Raw genomic sequence first — 16,529 nt, 5'->3', positions numbered from 1 at the left:
GATGAGACGTATCGTCCTGGCGCTCCTGCTGGCCGGCGGCCTGCTGGGCCTGCCCCTCTCGCCCGCCCGGGCGGCGGCCCCCGACCTGTCGGCGAACACCCACATCTTCTACTACCCCTGGTACGGCTCGCCCTCGGTGAACGGGAGCTGGCGGCACTGGCAGCAGGGCGGCCACACCCCGCCCGCCGACATCGGCTCCGACCTGTACCCCGCTCTCGGCGCGTACGACTCGGGCGACGTCGCAGGGGCGGTCGCCCAGCACATGAAGTGGATCCGGCAGGCAGGAGTGGGCGTGCTGGTCTACAGCTGGTGGGGGAGGGGCAGCTACGAGGACACCCTGGTCAGGCGGGTCCTGGACGCCGCCCAGGCGCAGGGACTCAAGGTGGCCTGGCACCTCGAGCCGTACGAAGGCCGCACCGCCGACTCGACCGTCGCCGACATCCGCTACATCGACGCGACGTACGGGGGCCACCCGGCCTTCTACCGGGCCGCCGACCAGGGGAACCGGCCGGCGTTCTACGTCTTCGAGAGCCTGCGCGTCGCCGACTGGTCCGCGCTCGACCAGGTGAACCGGGACAACATCGTCCTGGCGCAGACCACCGACACCACGAAGATCGCACACTTCTCCGGCATGTACACCTACGACGCCATCGCGGGCGCCACGGCCCCCGGCTGGAAGAACGCCTCCGACTACGCCAGGCAGCACGGGCTCGTCTGGGCGCCGTCGATCGGCCCCGGGTACGTCGACGACCGGGCCGTACCCGGCAACACCACGCCCACGCTCGGCCGGGCGAACGGCGCGACGTACGACACGGAATGGGCGAACGCGCTCGACCCCGCGACGGGCGGGCTGCCGACGTGGGTGTCCGTCACCTCGTTCAACGAGTGGCACGAGGGCAGCGTGATCGAGCCGGCGTCCGGCACGCCGCCCGCCGGGCACGGCTACCAGACCTACGAGGGCGCGTACGGCAGGACCGGCGCGGCGGCCGAGACGGCCTACCTCGACCGGACGAAGTACTGGACGACGGAGTTCGAGAACAGGCGGGCCGGGTCGCCGGCCAACCTCGCGCTCAACCGGCCCGCCACGGCGGACAGCGCCTGCGCGCCGTCCGAGGGCCCCGCGAAGGCGGTCAACGGAAGCTGGACCGGCGGCATCGGCGACAAGTGGTGCTCGCTCGGCGCCGCCAAGTGGCTGCGCCTCGACCTGGGCTCCGCCGTGACCGTGGGCCGCCTCGTCGTCCGGCACGCCGGCGCGGGCGGGGAGAAGGCGAGCTGGAACACCCGAGACTTCGACCTGCGGACGAGCACCGACGGCACCACCTGGACGACCGTGGCGTCGGTCCGTGGCAACACCGCCGACGTGACCACCCACGCGATCACGCCGGTGACGGCGCGGTACGTCCGGCTCGACGTCCTGACCCCGACCGGCGACGGCGACCGGGCCGCCCGCGTGTACGAACTGGAGGTGTACGGCCGCTGACGGAAGGTCGGCGCGCGGAACGGGCTCCGGGGAGGCGTGCCCCGGAGCCCGTTCATGAGATGTCAGAAGGCCAGGTGTCAGAAGGCCAGATCCTGCCAGGTCTTCACCTGCTCAGGTGACAGCCTGCCGGCGAAGATCGCCATCCGGTCGACCGTGCCGGACAGCCGCTGACCGCCGCCCTGGTCCGCCGCGAAGCGCAGCGGGCGGGACGTGCAGCCGGTGATGCCGTCGCCGGTCGCCTGGCCTCCGGCCACCCGTACGCCGTCGACGTAGACGTCGATGGCCCCGCCCTTGGCCAGGGTGACGACCAGGTCGATCCAGCGGCCGGTGGGGATGGTCGTGTTGATCCCCACGTTCAGGCCGGCTCCGATGAACCGCAGCGTGTTCGACGGCGTCAGGTCGACGATGATCCCGTCGGTGCCGGGGTTGCCGGAGGGCTGGGAGTCGAACAGCCGCCGATAGCCGCTGCCCGCCACCTTGACCTCGGCGGCGAAGGTGGCCTCGGGCAGATAGCCGAGGGTGGTGTTCCCGGTGGTCAGGTAGGTCGAGCCGGACAGGAGCAGCCCGCTGCCGCTCGGCGCGGTGGCGTCGTAGGCCGCGCCGCCCACGATCCGCGCGTCGCGCCCGTTGCCCGACGCGTCGGTCACGGTGTCTCCGGAGGAGGGGTCCCAGGCCACCAGCGGCCGGTCGGCGGGGGGAGTGGCACAGGGGTTCAGCGCCACGGTGGCCGAGGCGCCGCCTGTCCAGCCGTCCCCGGTCGCCGTGGCGGTGAGCCGTGCGCTTCTGGTGCCGTCGGCCGGCCCGCTGGTGACCGTGAACGTCGCGGTCCGCGTCCGGCCCGGCGCGGACGCCGGCAGGTGCACCGTGGCGGGGGCCGCCGTCCAGCCCTTGGGCAGGGTCAGCGACACATCGGACGCCGGCACCGCGCGCTTCCGGGTGGCCGTCACGGCGACCTCGACGGGGAAGGAGTCGCCCGGCCCCGTCGCCGCGGGCGCGGTGAGGGTGATCGCGGCCTCGTTCTGGATGGTGTAGGCCTTGCCGGCCGTGGCGTTCCACGTCAGCGTGTCGCCGTCGCGGTGCGGGCCGACCTCGTGGCCGTCTCCGTCATAGACGCGGTAGCGGCCGGCGATGAAGCCGGACTTCACGGTGATCGGCCCGGTCGTGCCCGGATGCACGGTGATCGTGTCGGCGGCGCCGTCCTTCCAGGTCGCGTCCACGGTGACGTCGCCGCGGGCGCGCAGGCCGGAGAACGAGCCGTTCTTCCATGCCGACGGGAGCGCCGGCAGCACGTGCACGTAGTCGTGCTGGCTCTGCACCAGCATCTCCGCCACGCCGGAGGTGGCGCCGAAGTTGCCGTCGATCTGGAACGGCGGGTGGGTGTCCCAGAGGTTGTCGAGGGTGGAGGTCTTGATCTGCTCGCTGAGCATCTTCAGCGCGTGGTCGCCGTCGAGCAGCCGGGCCCAGAAGTTGATCTTCCAGGCCTTGCTCCAGCCGGTGCCGCCATCGCCGCGGGCCGCGAGCGACACCTTCGCGGCCTCGGCCTCGGGCGTCCCCGCCGTGATCTGGTTGCCGGGGTGCAGCGCGTAGAGGTGGGAGACGTGCCGGTGGTCGTCGGTTGTGGAATCCCAGTCGCTCTTCCACTCCTGGAGCTGGCCCCAGGAGCCGACGCGGATGCCCGGGTCGAGCTTGGCCAGCTTCGCCTTCACCTCGGCCTGGAAGTCCGAGTCCACCCCGAGCTTCTTCGCCGCGGCGAGCGCGTTGGTGAGGACCTCGCGCACGATCTGCTGGGACATCGAGGCCCCGGCGGAGAAGTCGCCGTGCTCGGGGGAGTAGCTGGGCGACACGACGAGCGTGCCGTCACGCGGATCGGTGTGCAGGAAGTCGAGCCAGAACTCGGCGGCGCCCTTGATCACCGGATAGGCGGTGTCGCGCAGGTAGGCCACGTCGCCGGTGAACCGATACCTGTCGTACAGGTGCTGTGTGGTCCAGGCCGCCGCTTCGGGGAACCAGAACGAGGTGGCCCAGTCGTGCACGCCGGTGAAGCCGAACGGGTTGGTCTCGTTGTTGACCACCCAGCCCCGGGCGCCATACATCTCCCGTGCGGTCGTGGTGCCCGGGGCGACCATCGCCGAGATGTACCGGTCGTACGGACGCGTCGTCTCGTCCAGGTTCGTCTGCTCGGCCGGCCAGTAGTTCATCTGCAGGTTGATGTTGACGTGGTAGTCGGCCGACCAGGGCGGGCTGGTGGAGTTGTTCCACACGCCCTGCAGGTTGGCGGGCAGCAGGTCGTCCTCCCGCGAGGAGGAGATCAGCAGGTAGCGGCCGTAGGCGAACATCAGCGCCTCCAGCGCCCGGTCGTCGGCCGATCCGCCGCCCGTGTAGGCGCGGCGCAACCGGTCGGTCGGAACGGCCGGGGTGCTCTGGCCGATGTCCAGCTTCACCCGGTCGAACAGGTCGCGGTAGTCCGCCAGATGCGCCTGCTTGAGCTGGTCGAAGCTCCTGCCGGCCGCGGCGTCCACGGCGGCGGTCACCTTCGCGTGCGGGTCGGGGCCACGGTAGGCGGGGTAGTCGCCGGCGTAGTCGGTGCCGGCCGACAGCACGAAGACCGCGCTGTCGGCGCCGGTGACGGTGACCTTGTCCCCGTCGTCGGTGCGGACGCCGCCCTGGTTGACCACCTGCACCTGTGCCTCGAACTTCATTTTGTTGTTCGACAGGGCGCCGCGGATGGTGAGCCGCCCGCCCGTGGCGGTGACCGTCTTGTCGTTGCGCGGAGAGGTGTGGCGCAGCGTGAAGGAGACCTTGCCCCCCTGATCCGCGGAGAGCCGGCCGACGATCACGTTGCCGGGGTGGCTGGCGAAGTACTCGCGGGCGTACGTGACGCCGTCGGCGGCGTAGGTCACCCGGGCCACGGCGTCGCGCAGGCTCAGCTCGCGCCGGTACGCCGTGGGGTTCCGGGGCGCGCCGGCGAAGTCGAGATACAGGTCGCCGAAGGTCTGGTAGGCGCCGAAGCCCGTCTTGGGCTGACCCAGTTTGGCTGCCACGGCGTCCGGCGCCATCCTGCCGTCGCGGTCGATCTGCCGCTGGACGTCGGTGATGGCGTCCGGCCGCGGGGTCTTCCAGTTGCCGAAGTCGTAGCCGGGCGAGCCGGGACCGCCGGTCCACAGGGTCTTCTCGTTGAACTGGAGCTGCTCGGTCGCCACGCCGCCGAAGATCTTGGCCCCAAGCGGGCCGTTGCCGATCGGCAGCGCCTGGGTCTCCCAGTCGGTGGCGGGCCTGTCGTACCAGAGGGTCAGGTTGTCGGGCGCGCCCGCCTGCTGGGCGGGTTCGGCGGTCGCCTGCGCGGGCGGGGCGAGACCCGCGGCCAGTGCGAGGACGGCCGCGAGGACGGCTGGGAGTCGTAACGGGGGGTGGGACACGCATTCCTCCGATCACAGGGTGACCTTGAGACAAGGAGATAGCACCGAAATTCTTGTGTAACAAGACACCGATCGGATGTCTTCTGTGAATCTGGGCGGCCTTTAGGGGTAATCGTGTGCGTGCTTGCCGGTGATTCGCGGGCCCGACTGCATAACAGGTCGGATGTATCCGCCGTGAGGGTATTGACACGATCAGCGTCGCAGGGACAGCATCCGGGGGCGAGACATCGGATGTATTACCCGAGGGATGCGGTGTGAAGCTGCTGCGAGTGAGACCTGCCGGGCAGGCCGCCACAGAACCGGAGATCGCCGGCCAGGGCCGGCCGCGGACGCCGGGCCCAGCATGAGCGAGCGAACCGGTAAGCACAGCGTGATCGTGGCGCTGGAGACCCACGACATCCGCTTTCCGACATCCAGGGAACTGGACGGCTCCGACGCGATGAATCCGGACCCGGACTACTCGGCCGCCTACGTGGTGCTCAGGGCCGACGACGGTCTCGAAGGGCACGGCTTCGCCTTCACCATCGGGCGGGGCAACGACGTGCAGGCCGCCGCGATCAGGGCGCTGGAGCCGTACGTCGTGGGCCGCGACCCCGCCGACCTCGCCGGGCTGCACCACGAGATGACGCACGACTCGCAGCTGCGCTGGCTCGGGCCGGAGAAGGGCGTCATGCACATGGCGGTCTCCGCGGTGACCAACGCGCTGTGGGACATGGCGGCCAAGCGGGCGGGCAAGCCGCTGTGGCTGCTGCTGGGCGAGATGGCGCCCGAGGAGATCGTCTCCCTGGTCGACTTCCGCTACCTCAGCGACGCACTCACCCCGGACGAGGCGCTCGCCATCCTGCGCCGGGCCGAGCCGGGACGGGCCGAGCGCGTCGCGCGCCTGCGGGAGCGCGGCTACCCGGCCTACACGACCTCGCCCGGCTGGCTGGGGTACGGCGACGAGAAGCTGCGCAGGCTGTGCAAGGAGGCGCTCGCCGAGGGCTTCACCCAGATCAAGCTCAAGGTCGGCGCCGACCTCGACGACGACATCCGGCGGATGCGCATCGCCCGCGAGGTCTGCGGCGACGGCTTCCGCATCGCGATCGACGCCAACCAGCGGTGGGACGTGCGGACGGCCATCGAATGGGTGAGCGCGCTGGCCGAGTTCGACCCCTACTGGGTGGAGGAGCCGACCAGCCCCGACGACGTGCTCGGCCATTCGGTGATCGCCCGCGCGCTCGCGCCGATCAAGGTGGCCACCGGCGAGCACGTGCAGAACCGGGTGGTCTTCAAGCAGATGCTGCAGGCCCGCTCGATGTCGATCCTCCAGCTCGACTCCGCCCGCGTCGGCGGCGTCAACGAGAACGTCGCGATCCTGCTGCTCGCCGCCAAGTTCGGCGTGCCCGTCTGCCCGCACGCCGGCGGGGTCGGCCTGTGCGAGCTGGTGCAGCACCTGTCGATGTTCGACTACGTGGCGGTCAGCGGCACGACGGAGGACCGCGTGATCGAGTACGTCGACCACCTGCACGAGCACTTCACGCACCCCGTCGTGGTCGAGAACGGCGCCTACCGGGCGCCGGCCGCCCCCGGCTTCAACGCCGAAATGCGCGCCGAGTCGATCGCCGCGTACTCCTTCCCGGACGGCCCCGCCTGGAGCGGCGCGACGCACTCGTGATCTTTTCCCAACCCCCCACAGTGGCGAATCGAGGTACACCATGATCATCCGTACGGCCGGCCCGGGCGCGGCCGCGCTCGCTCTCGCGCTCTCGCTCGCGGCCTGCGGTTCCGCCGACAAGCCGGCGGCGGGCGGCGGTTCTGCGGGAGGAGGTGCGGCGGCGGCCGGGGGGAAGATCGCGGTCGATCTGCCCCGCGCCGACTCCGACTTCTGGAACTCCTACGCGAAGTACGTGCCGCAGCAGGCCAAGCAGCTCGGCGTCGACCTGATGCCCTCGACCAACTCGCAGAACGACGTGGCCAAGCTGGTGGCCAACGTCCAGGCGCTGGTGAGCCAGGGGGCGAAGGCCGTGGTCATGGCGCCGCAGGACACCGGCGCCGTCGCGAGCACGCTGCAGCAGCTCGCCGGCAGGAAGATCCCGGTGGTGACGGTGGACACGCGGCCGGACAAGGGCGAGACGTTCATGGTGGTCCGCACCGACAACCGGCTCTACGGCAGCGAGGCGTGCAAGTTCCTCGGGGACAAGCTCGGCGGCAAGGGCAAGGTCATCGAGTTCCAGGGCTCGCTGTCGTCGGTCAACGGCCGCGACCGGTCGGAGGCGTTCGCCGAGTGCATGAAGACGAACTACCCCGGCATCCAGGTGTTCGCCGAACCCACCGAGTGGGAGGGACCGAAGGCGGCGGCCGCGCTGCAGACCCGGCTGACCCAGCACCCCGACATCAAGGGCATCTACATGCAGGCCGGCGGCGTCTTCCTCGCCCCGACCCTGCAGGTGCTCAAGAGCAAGAACCTGCTGGTGGGCCCGGACGATCCCAAGCACATCTTCATCGTGTCCAACGACGGCATCCCGCAGGAGCTGCAGGCCATCCGCGACGGTCAGATCGACGCCACCCTCTCCCAGCCCGCCGATCTGTACGCGAAGTACGGCGTCTACTACGCCAAGGCCGCGATCGAGGGCAAGACCTTCGCGCCCGGCCCGACCGACCACGACAGCACCATCGTGGACGTGGGCGGCGGACGCCTGGAGGACCAGCTCAAGGCCCCGCTGGTGACGAAGGACAACGTCGACGACCCCGCGCTCTGGGGCAACCAGGTCGGCAAGTGACGGGCTCGCCCCGCGGAATGGGGACAGCGGAGTGAGGACATGAGCATCGCGGTAGAGGCCCGGGACGTCACCAAACGGTTCGGCCCCACGGTCGCGCTCGACGGCGTCGGCATCTCCGTCGCCGAGGGGGAGACGCACGCGCTGGTCGGCAGGAACGGGGCCGGCAAGTCGACGCTGGTGTCGATCCTCACCGGCCTGCAACGCCCGGACGAGGGCGAGGTGCGCTTCGGCGGGGAGCCCGCCCCGCCGATCGCGGACCGGGACGCCTGGCGCCGCAGGGTCGCCTGCGTGTACCAGAAGTCCACGATCATCCCCACCCTGACCGTGGCGGAGAACCTCTTCCTCAACCGCCAGTCGGGCCGGGGGCCGATCCGGTGGAAGGCCCTGCGCGACCGCGCGACCGACCTGCTCGCGCAGTACGGCCTCGACGTGGACGCCCGGGTGGTGGCGGGAGAGCTGTCGGTCGAGCAGCGGCAGCTCGTGGAGATCGCCAGGGCGCTGTCGTTCGGAGCCCGGTTCATCATCCTCGACGAGCCCACCGCGCAGCTCGACGGCCCGGCCATCCAGCGGCTGTTCGAGCGCATGCGGGCGCTGCGCGAGCAGGGCGTCACGATGCTGTTCATCTCCCACCACCTCGACGAGGTGTACGAGATCTGCCAGACCGTCACGGTCTACCGCGACGCCAGGCACGTGATGTCCGCTCCCGTCGCCGACCTGCCGCACGACGAGCTGGTCGCCGCGATGACCGGCGAGGCCGCCGCGGCCTACCGGACGCGCGGCCGTACGCCGGACCCGGCCGCGCCGGTCGTGCTGGAGGCGGCCGGGCTGGGCCTGGAGGGGCGATATCGGGAGGTGAACCTGGCGGTGCGGGCCGGCGAGATCGTGGGCCTGGCCGGCTCGGGCGGCAGCGGGAAGGTCGGACTGGCCGAGACGCTGGTGGGACTGCGCAGGGCCGACACCGGGACGGTGACCGTGAACGGCACCGTCCCCCGGCCCGGCGACGTGACCGCCGCGCTGCGCGCCGGCCTGGGGTTCGTGCCGCGCGACCGCCACCACGAGGGCTTCGTGCCGCTGCTGTCGATCGCCGAGAACGCGACCTTCCCGATCGCGCACAAGCTCGGCCGGTTCGGCGTCGTCTCCCCGGCCGGACGGCGGGCGAGGGCGGAGCGGATGATCGAGGACCTGGCGATCAAGACGTCCGGGCCCGAGCAGGCGGTCGGGGAGCTGTCCGGCGGCAACGCGCAGAAGGTGGTCATGGCGCGGGCGCTCGCCGACGATCCGAAGGCCCTGGTCGTGATCAACCCGACGGTCGGGGTGGACGTGAAGTCGAAGCAGGCCCTGCTGGCAGCGGTGGAGGACGCCGTCACCCGGGGCGCCGGCGCCGTCCTCGTCTCCGACGAGCCGGAGGACCTGCGGATCTGTGACCGGGTGCTGGTGATGTTCCACGGCCGGGTCGTGAAGGAGATGCCACGGGGCTGGGCCGAGGCCGAGCTGGTGGCCGTGATGGAAGGTGTCGGCGACCGATGACCCCCTCGACGAGTGTTGTGACGGCCGCGCCGGCGCTTCGGCTGGCCAGATTCCGCGACCTGGCGCTGCTCCCGGCCATCGCGCTGCTGGTGCTGGTGGGGGCGTTGATCGATTCGGCCTTCCTCAGCGGGGACAACATCGTCAACGTGCTCCAGCAGCAGACCGAGCTGTCGCTGCTGGTGCTCGCCGAGGCGGTCATCCTGATCGCCGGCAAGTTCGACCTGTCCCTGGAGTCGACCGTCGGCCTCGCCCCGGCCCTCGCGGTCGGGCTGGTGATCCCCGCGGTCTCCAACGGCCTGGGCGCCGAGCTGCCCGCCTGGACCGCGATCCCGCTCTGCCTGCTGGTCGGCGCGCTGGTGGGCGCGTTCAACGGCATGCTGATCGTGCGGTTCAAGCTGTCGGCGTTCATCGTGACGCTCGGCATGCTCATCGTGCTGCGCGGGCTGCAGATCGGCTTCACCGGCGGGCAGAACCTGTTCGAGCTGCCCGAGTCGTTCCTCTATCTCGGCAACGCCCGCTGGCTCGGCCTGCCCGCCTCGATCTGGATCTGCGGCGTGCTGTTCGCGATCGGCATCGTCGTGCTGGGCTACTTCCGGCACGGACGGTCGATCTACGCCATCGGCGGCAACGCGGACGCGGCCCGCGCCGCCGGCATCCGGGCCGACCAGGTGGTGTGGACGGTGTTCGTGATCGGTGGGCTGCTCGCCGCCCTGGCCGGCCTGCTGATGACCGGACGGCTCGGCTCGGTGGCGGCCGACCAGGGCAACGGCATGATCTTCACCGTGTTCGCCGCCGCGGTCATCGGCGGGGTGAGCATGGACGGCGGCAAGGGCACGTTGTTCGGCGGCCTGTGCGGCGTGCTCGTGCTCGGGCTGATCAACAACATTCTGACCCTGGCCGGCGTGTCCGCCCAGTGGATCCAGGCCATCTACGGCGCGATCATCCTGCTCGCCCTCATCATGGCCCGGCTCACCAGCGGCAAGGCGCAGGACTGACCGTACGCCGCCCGCGTGGCCCCGGGGAGATGTGCCCGGCGACGTGCCCGGCACGAGAATGCGGCCCGGAGTGAACTCCGGGCCGCCCTCGTGTCGCGCTAGCCGCCGTTGATGACGAAGCTCGTGCCCTGTTCGCGGACGATGTCGCCCTTGGCCGAGCCGGTGATCGTGACGCCGGTCAGCGTCGCGCTGCCGCGGGCGCCGTTCTGGGCCAGGATGCCGGCGCCGTTGTTCGACTTGTCGATCTTCACGTTGCTGATCGCCACGCCCGGTGTCGCGCCGCCGCCCGACTTGAACTGGATGCCGTCGTAGGTCGAATCGTGGATCTCGGTGTCCCTGATCGTGACGCCGGGGATGTCCCTGGTCGCCGCGAACAGCGTGATGGCGCCGAACTTCTGGTTCTCGCCCCAGAAGGCGCCGCCGGTCCGGTAGAGGGCGTTGCCGGCGATCAGCGTCTGGCCGGAGAAGGGCAGCGGGTCGTGGTCGGTCGCCAGCATGATGCCCGGGTAGTTCATGGTGTCGTAGACGAGGTTGTTCTCGATCGTGTTGCCGTAGCCGCCGTAGATCGCGATGCCGTTCGCACGCCAGGGCAACTGGACGGTGTTGTTGACGAAGCTGTTGTCGTGGGCGATGTCGACCGAGGGGTCCTTGACGTACCGGTTGGCCCAGACCGCCAGCGAGTCGTCTCCGGTCGTACGGAATGAGGAGTTGAACACCCGCGAGTTCCGCGTGCCGTTGGTGAAGTTGATGCCGTCGGCGTAGGTGTCGCGGATGCGCATGCCGCTGAACTGCAGCCCGTCCGCCGGGCCCCACAGGGCGGGGATGTTGTCGTAGTCGCGGCCGACCCAGACCCCGACGTTGGCGTGTTCGATCCACACGTTGGTGATCTTCGTGTTCCTGCCGAACCGGCCGTTCAGCCCGACGCCGCCCTCCGCGCCGCCCGGCCCGCCGCGGATGCGGCCGGAGCCGAAGATGGCGATGTCGGAGATCTGGACGTTGTCGTCGATGTCGAAGCCGAAGTTGCCCTCGTGCGGGTGGTTGATGCCGCCCGCCAGGTGCGGCTCGGTCAGGGTGTACAGCTGCGAGTGCCACATGCCCGCGCCGCGGATGGTGACGTCCCTGATGCCCACCTGGTTGTACTGGCCGCGGTTCAGCGGGTCGTCGGTGAGGATCTTCTGCTCCTGCCGCCACTGGCCCGGCGGGATCCAGACGCAGTCGATCACGCCGTTCTGGTCGTCGGTCACCGCTCGCTGGATGGCGGCCGTGTCGTCGACCCCGTCGCCCGGCACCGCGCCGTACGCCGTGATCGAGGTGCAGCCGGCCGGCTGGCTCGCCGGCGGCGCGACCTGCTCCAGGTCGACGAAGTCGATGACGTAGAAGGCCGCCGTGTCGCTCGCGTCGCGCTGCAACCGGAACTTCGTGCCCGCCGGGTAGGTCTGCGGCAGCAGGGCGTGCGCCTCGTCGAACAGCCGCCGCGCGTCGGGCTGCGGGGTGTTCGTCAGCCCTTCGGGGTCGTCGGTGTTCCCGTACAGCCAGCTGTGCCGGGACGAGAGCGGCAGTTTCTGGACGAAGACGTCGTCGACGTACAGGCTGATCGTGGCGTCGATGCCGCCGCCGGTCGGGGCGTCGGGGATGGAGTTGCGCACCACGATCGAGTTGGCCTGGTTCGTCGAGGTGAACTCCACGAACTGGCCGGTGCCGTTCAGCCGCACCGACTTCCTGCCCGACGACTCGGTGGCGAAGTTGGTGTGCCCGAACGTCCGCAGCGGATCGGTCTCCAGCAGGGTGCCCTGGTAGCGGGCGGCCTCGGCCTCGTACTCGACCCACGGCACGGCCGCGCCGCGCCCGACCACGATGGCCTGCGAGAACGTGTTGTTGTTCTCGTTGGTCTCGGCGACGACGCCGGTCGCGTCGGCCGTGGCGGTGATCGTCGCGCCGCCGTCGGTCGCGGTCCAGCTTCCGCTGACGGCGACGGAGACCGTCGCCCCGGCGGCGATCGGGGGAGTGGAGCCGTTGAGCGTCGTGCCGCCCACCGCCACGCGGGTGACCGTGGTCGCCCCCGTGGCGGCGGTCCCGCGGTTCTTCACCGACACCGTGAACGTCACCGGCGTCCCGGCCGCGGGGTTCTGCGGGTTGGGGGCGACGCCGAGCACCTGCAGGTCGGGACCGGGAGCCTGCGCGACGACCAGCGGCGACGAGGCGTTCAGCAGGTTGTTGTTCTCGTTCTGCTCGAAGACCGTGTTGTCGGCGTCCACCCTGGCGCTGACCGTGTACGTCCCTTCGGCGCGCGTGCCGACGGCATGGGTGACGGTCGCGGTGCCGCCCGGCGGCAGGGCAGGGATGGCCGGGGCGCCGGCCGGCGCCCCGCCGACGTAGAGGTTCACGCTGTCGGCGGCCGAGGCGGCGGTGCCCGCGTTCTTGACCGTGGCCGACAGCGTGATCGTGTCCGTCTCGGCCGGGGAGGCCGGGGTCCACGACACGTTCGTGACGGTGAGGTCGGGATTCGGCGCCGGGACGCCGATCACCTGGAACTCGGCGACCTGGCCGCCCGGCGCGCCGGTGTTGCTCGTGAACCTCAGCTGGACGTCGGCGACGGTCGCGGACAGATCGATCGTCACGGAGTTGCCGGAGGCCGGGTTGAAGGTGTAGTCGGCCGCCGGCTTGAGGGTCTGGTAGGTGGTCGCGCTCTGTTCGCGGCCCAGGATCTGGATGTTCTGCGTGCGGGTCGCCCAGACCGGGTCGGGATTGAGCTTGAGCACGACCGCGCTGACGGTGGCGTTGGCGCCGAGCTTGACGGTCAGGGTGTTGGGATACGCCCCCGGGTTGGCCTCCCAGTAGGTGGCCGTGTTGTTGTCGTTGGCGTTGGCCGCGACGAACGTGTACACGTGGCCCGACTCGACCATCTCCTTGCCGATGGCCAGGTTGGAGCCCGGGTCGCCGGTGCCGTCGCGGGTCACCGCGTTGCTGTCGGCCGACTGGTTGCCCGCCGCGTCCCTGGCCCGGACGACGTACGTCACGGTCGCGGACGCCGGTTGGGTGTCGGTGTAGGTGAGCACGGTGCCCGCGACGCTGGCCCGGAGCCGGCTGTTGGCGTAGACGTCGTAGCCGGTCACGGCCACGTCGTCACTGGAGGCGTTCCACGTGAGCGTGATCTGGCCGGAGGCCGGCTGGGTGTAGGCGAGGTTGGTGGGGGCGCTCGGCGGTTGGGTGTCGGCCTCGGTGCCGCTCGCCGCGTAGATCTCGAACTCGGAGATCTGCGCGGCGGGCCAGCCGGTGTTGGCGGTGATGTTCACCCGCCAGAACCGGTGTGTCGCGGCGGTGAAGTCGATGGTGACCTTGTTGCCGGTCGCCGGGTCGAAGGTGTAGCCGGCCGAGGCCACGACCGTGCTGAAGGCGGAGCCGTCCGCGCTGCCCTGCACCGAGAGCGTCTGGGTGCGGGTCTGCCAGACGCTCGGCGAGGGCACCTTGAGGACGATCCGGTCCACGCTCCTGGCGGTGCCGAGGTCGACCTGCGCCCACTGCGGGAAGCTGTTGTTGGCGCTCTCCCAGTAGGTGTCCTGGTTGCCGTCGTTGATGGCCGGCACGGGATAGCCGGCCGTGGAGCTACTGGCCTGAGTCGCCTTGCCCGGCGACAGGTTGGGCCCTCCTGCGGCGCCGGCCGGGACGACCCATGCCAGGAGGGTGAGCATGCCTGCGACGACCAGGGTCGCGAGCAGCCGTAACGGTCCGTGCGATGTCCTCATCCGCGCTCTTCCATCTCTCGTGGGGGACGGCAGGCCGGTGCTGGAGGACGTTCGGTCCCCACGGCAACCGGCGGCGAATGCACGGACGCGATGCACTCAGGGTGTTGCGGTGAACGGCAAGGGTTTTGACGTCTCTTGCACGGTTATTGCAGAGGTTTGGCCAGATGTTACATAGGCACTACTGCGCCGTCAACGCTCCGAAAAGGTGAAGGTGAAGCCGGGGCGGCCGCGGCGTTCGGTGCCGGCCCGCCCGGCCGTCGGCGGGCGCAACGTGCCCGGACCGCGGGCCGAGGCGTGACCCGGGGCTGTGCCGCTTCAGAGCGTGCGGCGGAGCCACTCCTCGACGCCCGCCACGTGGACCGTGGCCCACGCCCTGGCCACCTCCGGCCTCCGGGCCGCGATCGCGTCGCAGATCATGACGTGCTGCTCCCGGGTGTCGTCGAGCGCCCCCTCCTGGGTGAGGCCGCGCCACACCCGGGCGCGCGTCGTCGGGCCGGAGAGGCTGTCGATCAGCGAGCACAGCACGGGATTGCCCGACCCCGCCGCGATGTGCTGGTGGAACCGCAGGTCGTTGGCGACCAGCTCCTCCACGCTGGGATCGTCCGGCAGCGCGTCGAGGATGGCGCGGAGCTCCTTGACGTCCTCGTCCGGCATGTTCATCGCGGCCATCGCGGTGGCGGCGGGCTCCAGGACCCGCCGCACCTCCAGGAACTGCAGCACGGTGTCGTCGCGGTGAAAGTCCACGACGAACGACATCGCCTCCAGGAGCAGGTGGGGCTGGAGGCTGGTGACGTAGGTGCCGTCGCCCTGCCGGACGTCGAGTACGTTGATCAGGGCGAGGGCGCGGACGGCCTCCCGCAGGGAGTTGCGGGACAAACCGAGCCGTTCGGCCAGATCGGCCTCCTTCGGCAGCCGGTCACCCGGAGCGAGCTCGCCCGACGTGATCATCTGCTTGATCTTGTCGATCGCCGCGTCCGTGACCGCCACGGAGCCTCCTCCACTGTTTCCTCGCGAACGAGGCCGCATACATCGGATGTCTAGCAGTGTAAAGGAGCGGGGATCGGCCCGGGCTCGCCTGCCTCGTCGAGGCCGGACCCGGGTCCGGCGCTGGTTGGAGAGGCTGCTGCAGGACCGCATCTGGAGCGTGACGCCGTTTGACGGTGGAGTGGCTGGCCACCGAGCCTGGCAGGAGGGACCCGCCTTGACGAGGCGATCTGGAAATCACCCCAAAACGTTTCTGGAAATTTTCTCCTCATCGGGCCGAGACGGTGCTCGTAGGCTGCACTGATGTGTCAATAATCGGGTAATTTTCCGACCTCCCTTGGTTGGCGGTCCGCCGCGGCCGTGGTCTGGATGAACGTTTCATCCCAAACACCCGCAGGCATGGCCGCCCACGGCGCGTCGTGGCAGGTGAGACGGGGCGCGGGACGCGACGGCGGCGCCAGGCGGAGGCCGCGGCATTGACAGGTGCTCGCCGCCTCGGATTTGCTCCCGCGCACCACCACCTCCGGTCGGTACGAGGAGAGGAGCGAACGTTTCCTGTTGATGTTAGCGCTCACAGTCCCTGTCGAACTGTCTGGCTCGTCCGGCGACGAGCGCGTCCTCATGTGACGAGCCGACTCCAGACGCGTCGTCGGTGACGCACCGGGTCGTGCCTCGAGGCGAAGCCCTGCTCGGGGCCCAGGCGGCGCCTCGCCGGCTCCATCCTCTGGAGACCCCTCGCAGGCTCGAACCTGCCAGGAGGCCCGGAGGTCACTCCACCCGCGGAGATTCCTCACGCTCGGAATCCGCCGTGCGGAAGGCGGGCATCCACCGCGACGCCGGACGGAATGGCCCGCCGTGTCCCCCCTTCACAGGAGAAAAGATGCACTCACCCCCCGTTCGCGTGGTGGGTGGCCGACGACGCTCGCCGGCCACTCTCGTCGCATGTCTGCTGGCGGCGCTCGCGACCGTCCTCGCCACCGCCCTCACCTGGGTTGCGCCGGCGTCGGCGGCGAGCGTCGACACCAACGCCTGGTACGTCCTGGTCAACCGCAACAGCGGCAAGGCCCTGGACGTCTCCAACTTCTCGACGGCCGACGGCGGGTTGCTCGTGCAGTGGTCCCGCACCGACGCCAACAACCAGCAGTGGCGGTTCGTCGACTCCGGCGGCGGCTACTACCGCCTCCAGTCACGCCACTCGGGCAAGGTCCTGGACGTCTACAACTTCTCCACCGCCGACGCCGCCGACGTCGTGCAGTGGAGCGACCACAACGGCACCAACCAGCAGTTCCAGCTCGCCGACTCGTCCGGCGGCTACGTACGGCTGATCAACCGCAACAGCGGCAAGGCCGTGGAGGTCCAGAACGCCTCCACCGCGGACGGCGGCAGGATCGTGCAGTACTCCGACTGGGGCGGCAACAACCAGCAGTGGCAACTGGTCCGCGTCGGGAGCGTCTCCGACCCCTCGCCCTCTCCGAGCCAGTCCCCGAGTCCGTCTCCGAGTCCGAGTCCGTCGGCGAGTCCGTCGGGTGGGCCGTGGCCGCCGTCGTCGACCTATTCCAACCCGGTGTTGTGGGAGGACCTGGCCGACATCGATGTCTTCCGGGTGGACGACACCTACTACT

The 16,529-nt window shown here is 70.4% G+C and carries 9 protein-coding genes; 6 read left to right on the top strand and 3 right to left on the bottom strand.

Annotated features, from left to right (window positions below; all coding sequences use genetic code 11):
- Position 1 precedes the first annotated feature (1 nt).
- Positions 2 to 1,480, top strand: coding sequence for a galactose-binding domain-containing protein (locus tag IL992_RS22405; protein ID WP_193205346.1), 1,479 nt, complete (start codon positions 2 to 4; stop codon positions 1,478 to 1,480).
- A gap of 77 nt (positions 1,481 to 1,557) precedes the next feature.
- Here IL992_RS22405 and IL992_RS22400 read toward each other — a convergent pair whose 3' ends face one another.
- Positions 1,558 to 4,896, bottom strand: coding sequence for a glycosyl hydrolase family 95 catalytic domain-containing protein (locus tag IL992_RS22400; protein ID WP_193205345.1), 3,339 nt, complete (start codon positions 4,894 to 4,896; stop codon positions 1,558 to 1,560).
- Positions 4,897 to 5,239: 343 nt separating this feature from the next.
- On the opposite strand from IL992_RS22400, the gene IL992_RS22395 reads away from it, so the two are divergent.
- From IL992_RS22395 to IL992_RS22380, 4 genes are read left to right on the top strand one after another with little or no spacing between them, the layout of a single operon-like run.
- Positions 5,240 to 6,553: an L-fuconate dehydratase gene (locus IL992_RS22395; RefSeq protein WP_193205344.1), complete on the top strand. Its 1,314-nt coding sequence runs from the start codon at positions 5,240 to 5,242 to the stop codon at positions 6,551 to 6,553.
- 40 nt (positions 6,554 to 6,593) lie between these two features.
- The gene (locus tag IL992_RS22390) at positions 6,594 to 7,658 is read left to right on the top strand and encodes a sugar ABC transporter substrate-binding protein (protein WP_193205343.1); all 1,065 of its coding nucleotides are present in this window, start codon (positions 6,594 to 6,596) and stop codon (positions 7,656 to 7,658) included.
- Between the two features lie 39 nt (positions 7,659 to 7,697).
- The gene (locus IL992_RS22385) at positions 7,698 to 9,185 is read left to right on the top strand and encodes a sugar ABC transporter ATP-binding protein (RefSeq protein ID WP_193205342.1); all 1,488 of its coding nucleotides are present in this window, start codon (positions 7,698 to 7,700) and stop codon (positions 9,183 to 9,185) included.
- A complete protein-coding gene (locus IL992_RS22380) occupies positions 9,182 to 10,180 on the top strand; it encodes an ABC transporter permease (RefSeq protein ID WP_193205341.1) in 999 nt (332 codons plus the stop codon). Before IL992_RS22385 ends, IL992_RS22380 begins: the two co-directional genes overlap by 4 nt.
- Positions 10,181 to 10,278: 98 nt before the next feature.
- Here IL992_RS22380 and IL992_RS22375 read toward each other — a convergent pair whose 3' ends face one another.
- Positions 10,279 to 13,923, bottom strand: coding sequence for a CARDB domain-containing protein (locus tag IL992_RS22375; RefSeq protein WP_193205340.1), 3,645 nt, complete (start codon positions 13,921 to 13,923; stop codon positions 10,279 to 10,281).
- A 315-nt stretch (positions 13,924 to 14,238) separates the two neighbouring features.
- Entirely contained in the window at positions 14,239 to 14,910 is a 672-nt protein-coding gene (locus IL992_RS22370; RefSeq protein WP_193205339.1) for a FadR/GntR family transcriptional regulator, read from the bottom strand.
- Positions 14,911 to 15,787: 877 nt separating this feature from the next.
- On the opposite strand from IL992_RS22370, the gene IL992_RS22365 reads away from it, so the two are divergent.
- Positions 15,788 to 16,529 (top strand): RICIN domain-containing protein (locus tag IL992_RS22365; protein ID WP_193205338.1); only part of this gene is annotated, 742 nt, incomplete at its 3' end.

Origin of the sequence: Microbispora sitophila (genome assembly GCF_014892245.1) — a bacterium.
Lineage (GTDB): Bacteria > Actinomycetota > Actinomycetes > Streptosporangiales > Streptosporangiaceae > Microbispora > Microbispora siamensis.
Note: the sequence above shows the minus strand (reverse complement) of the source record. Positions and strands in the feature narration are given on the sequence as shown.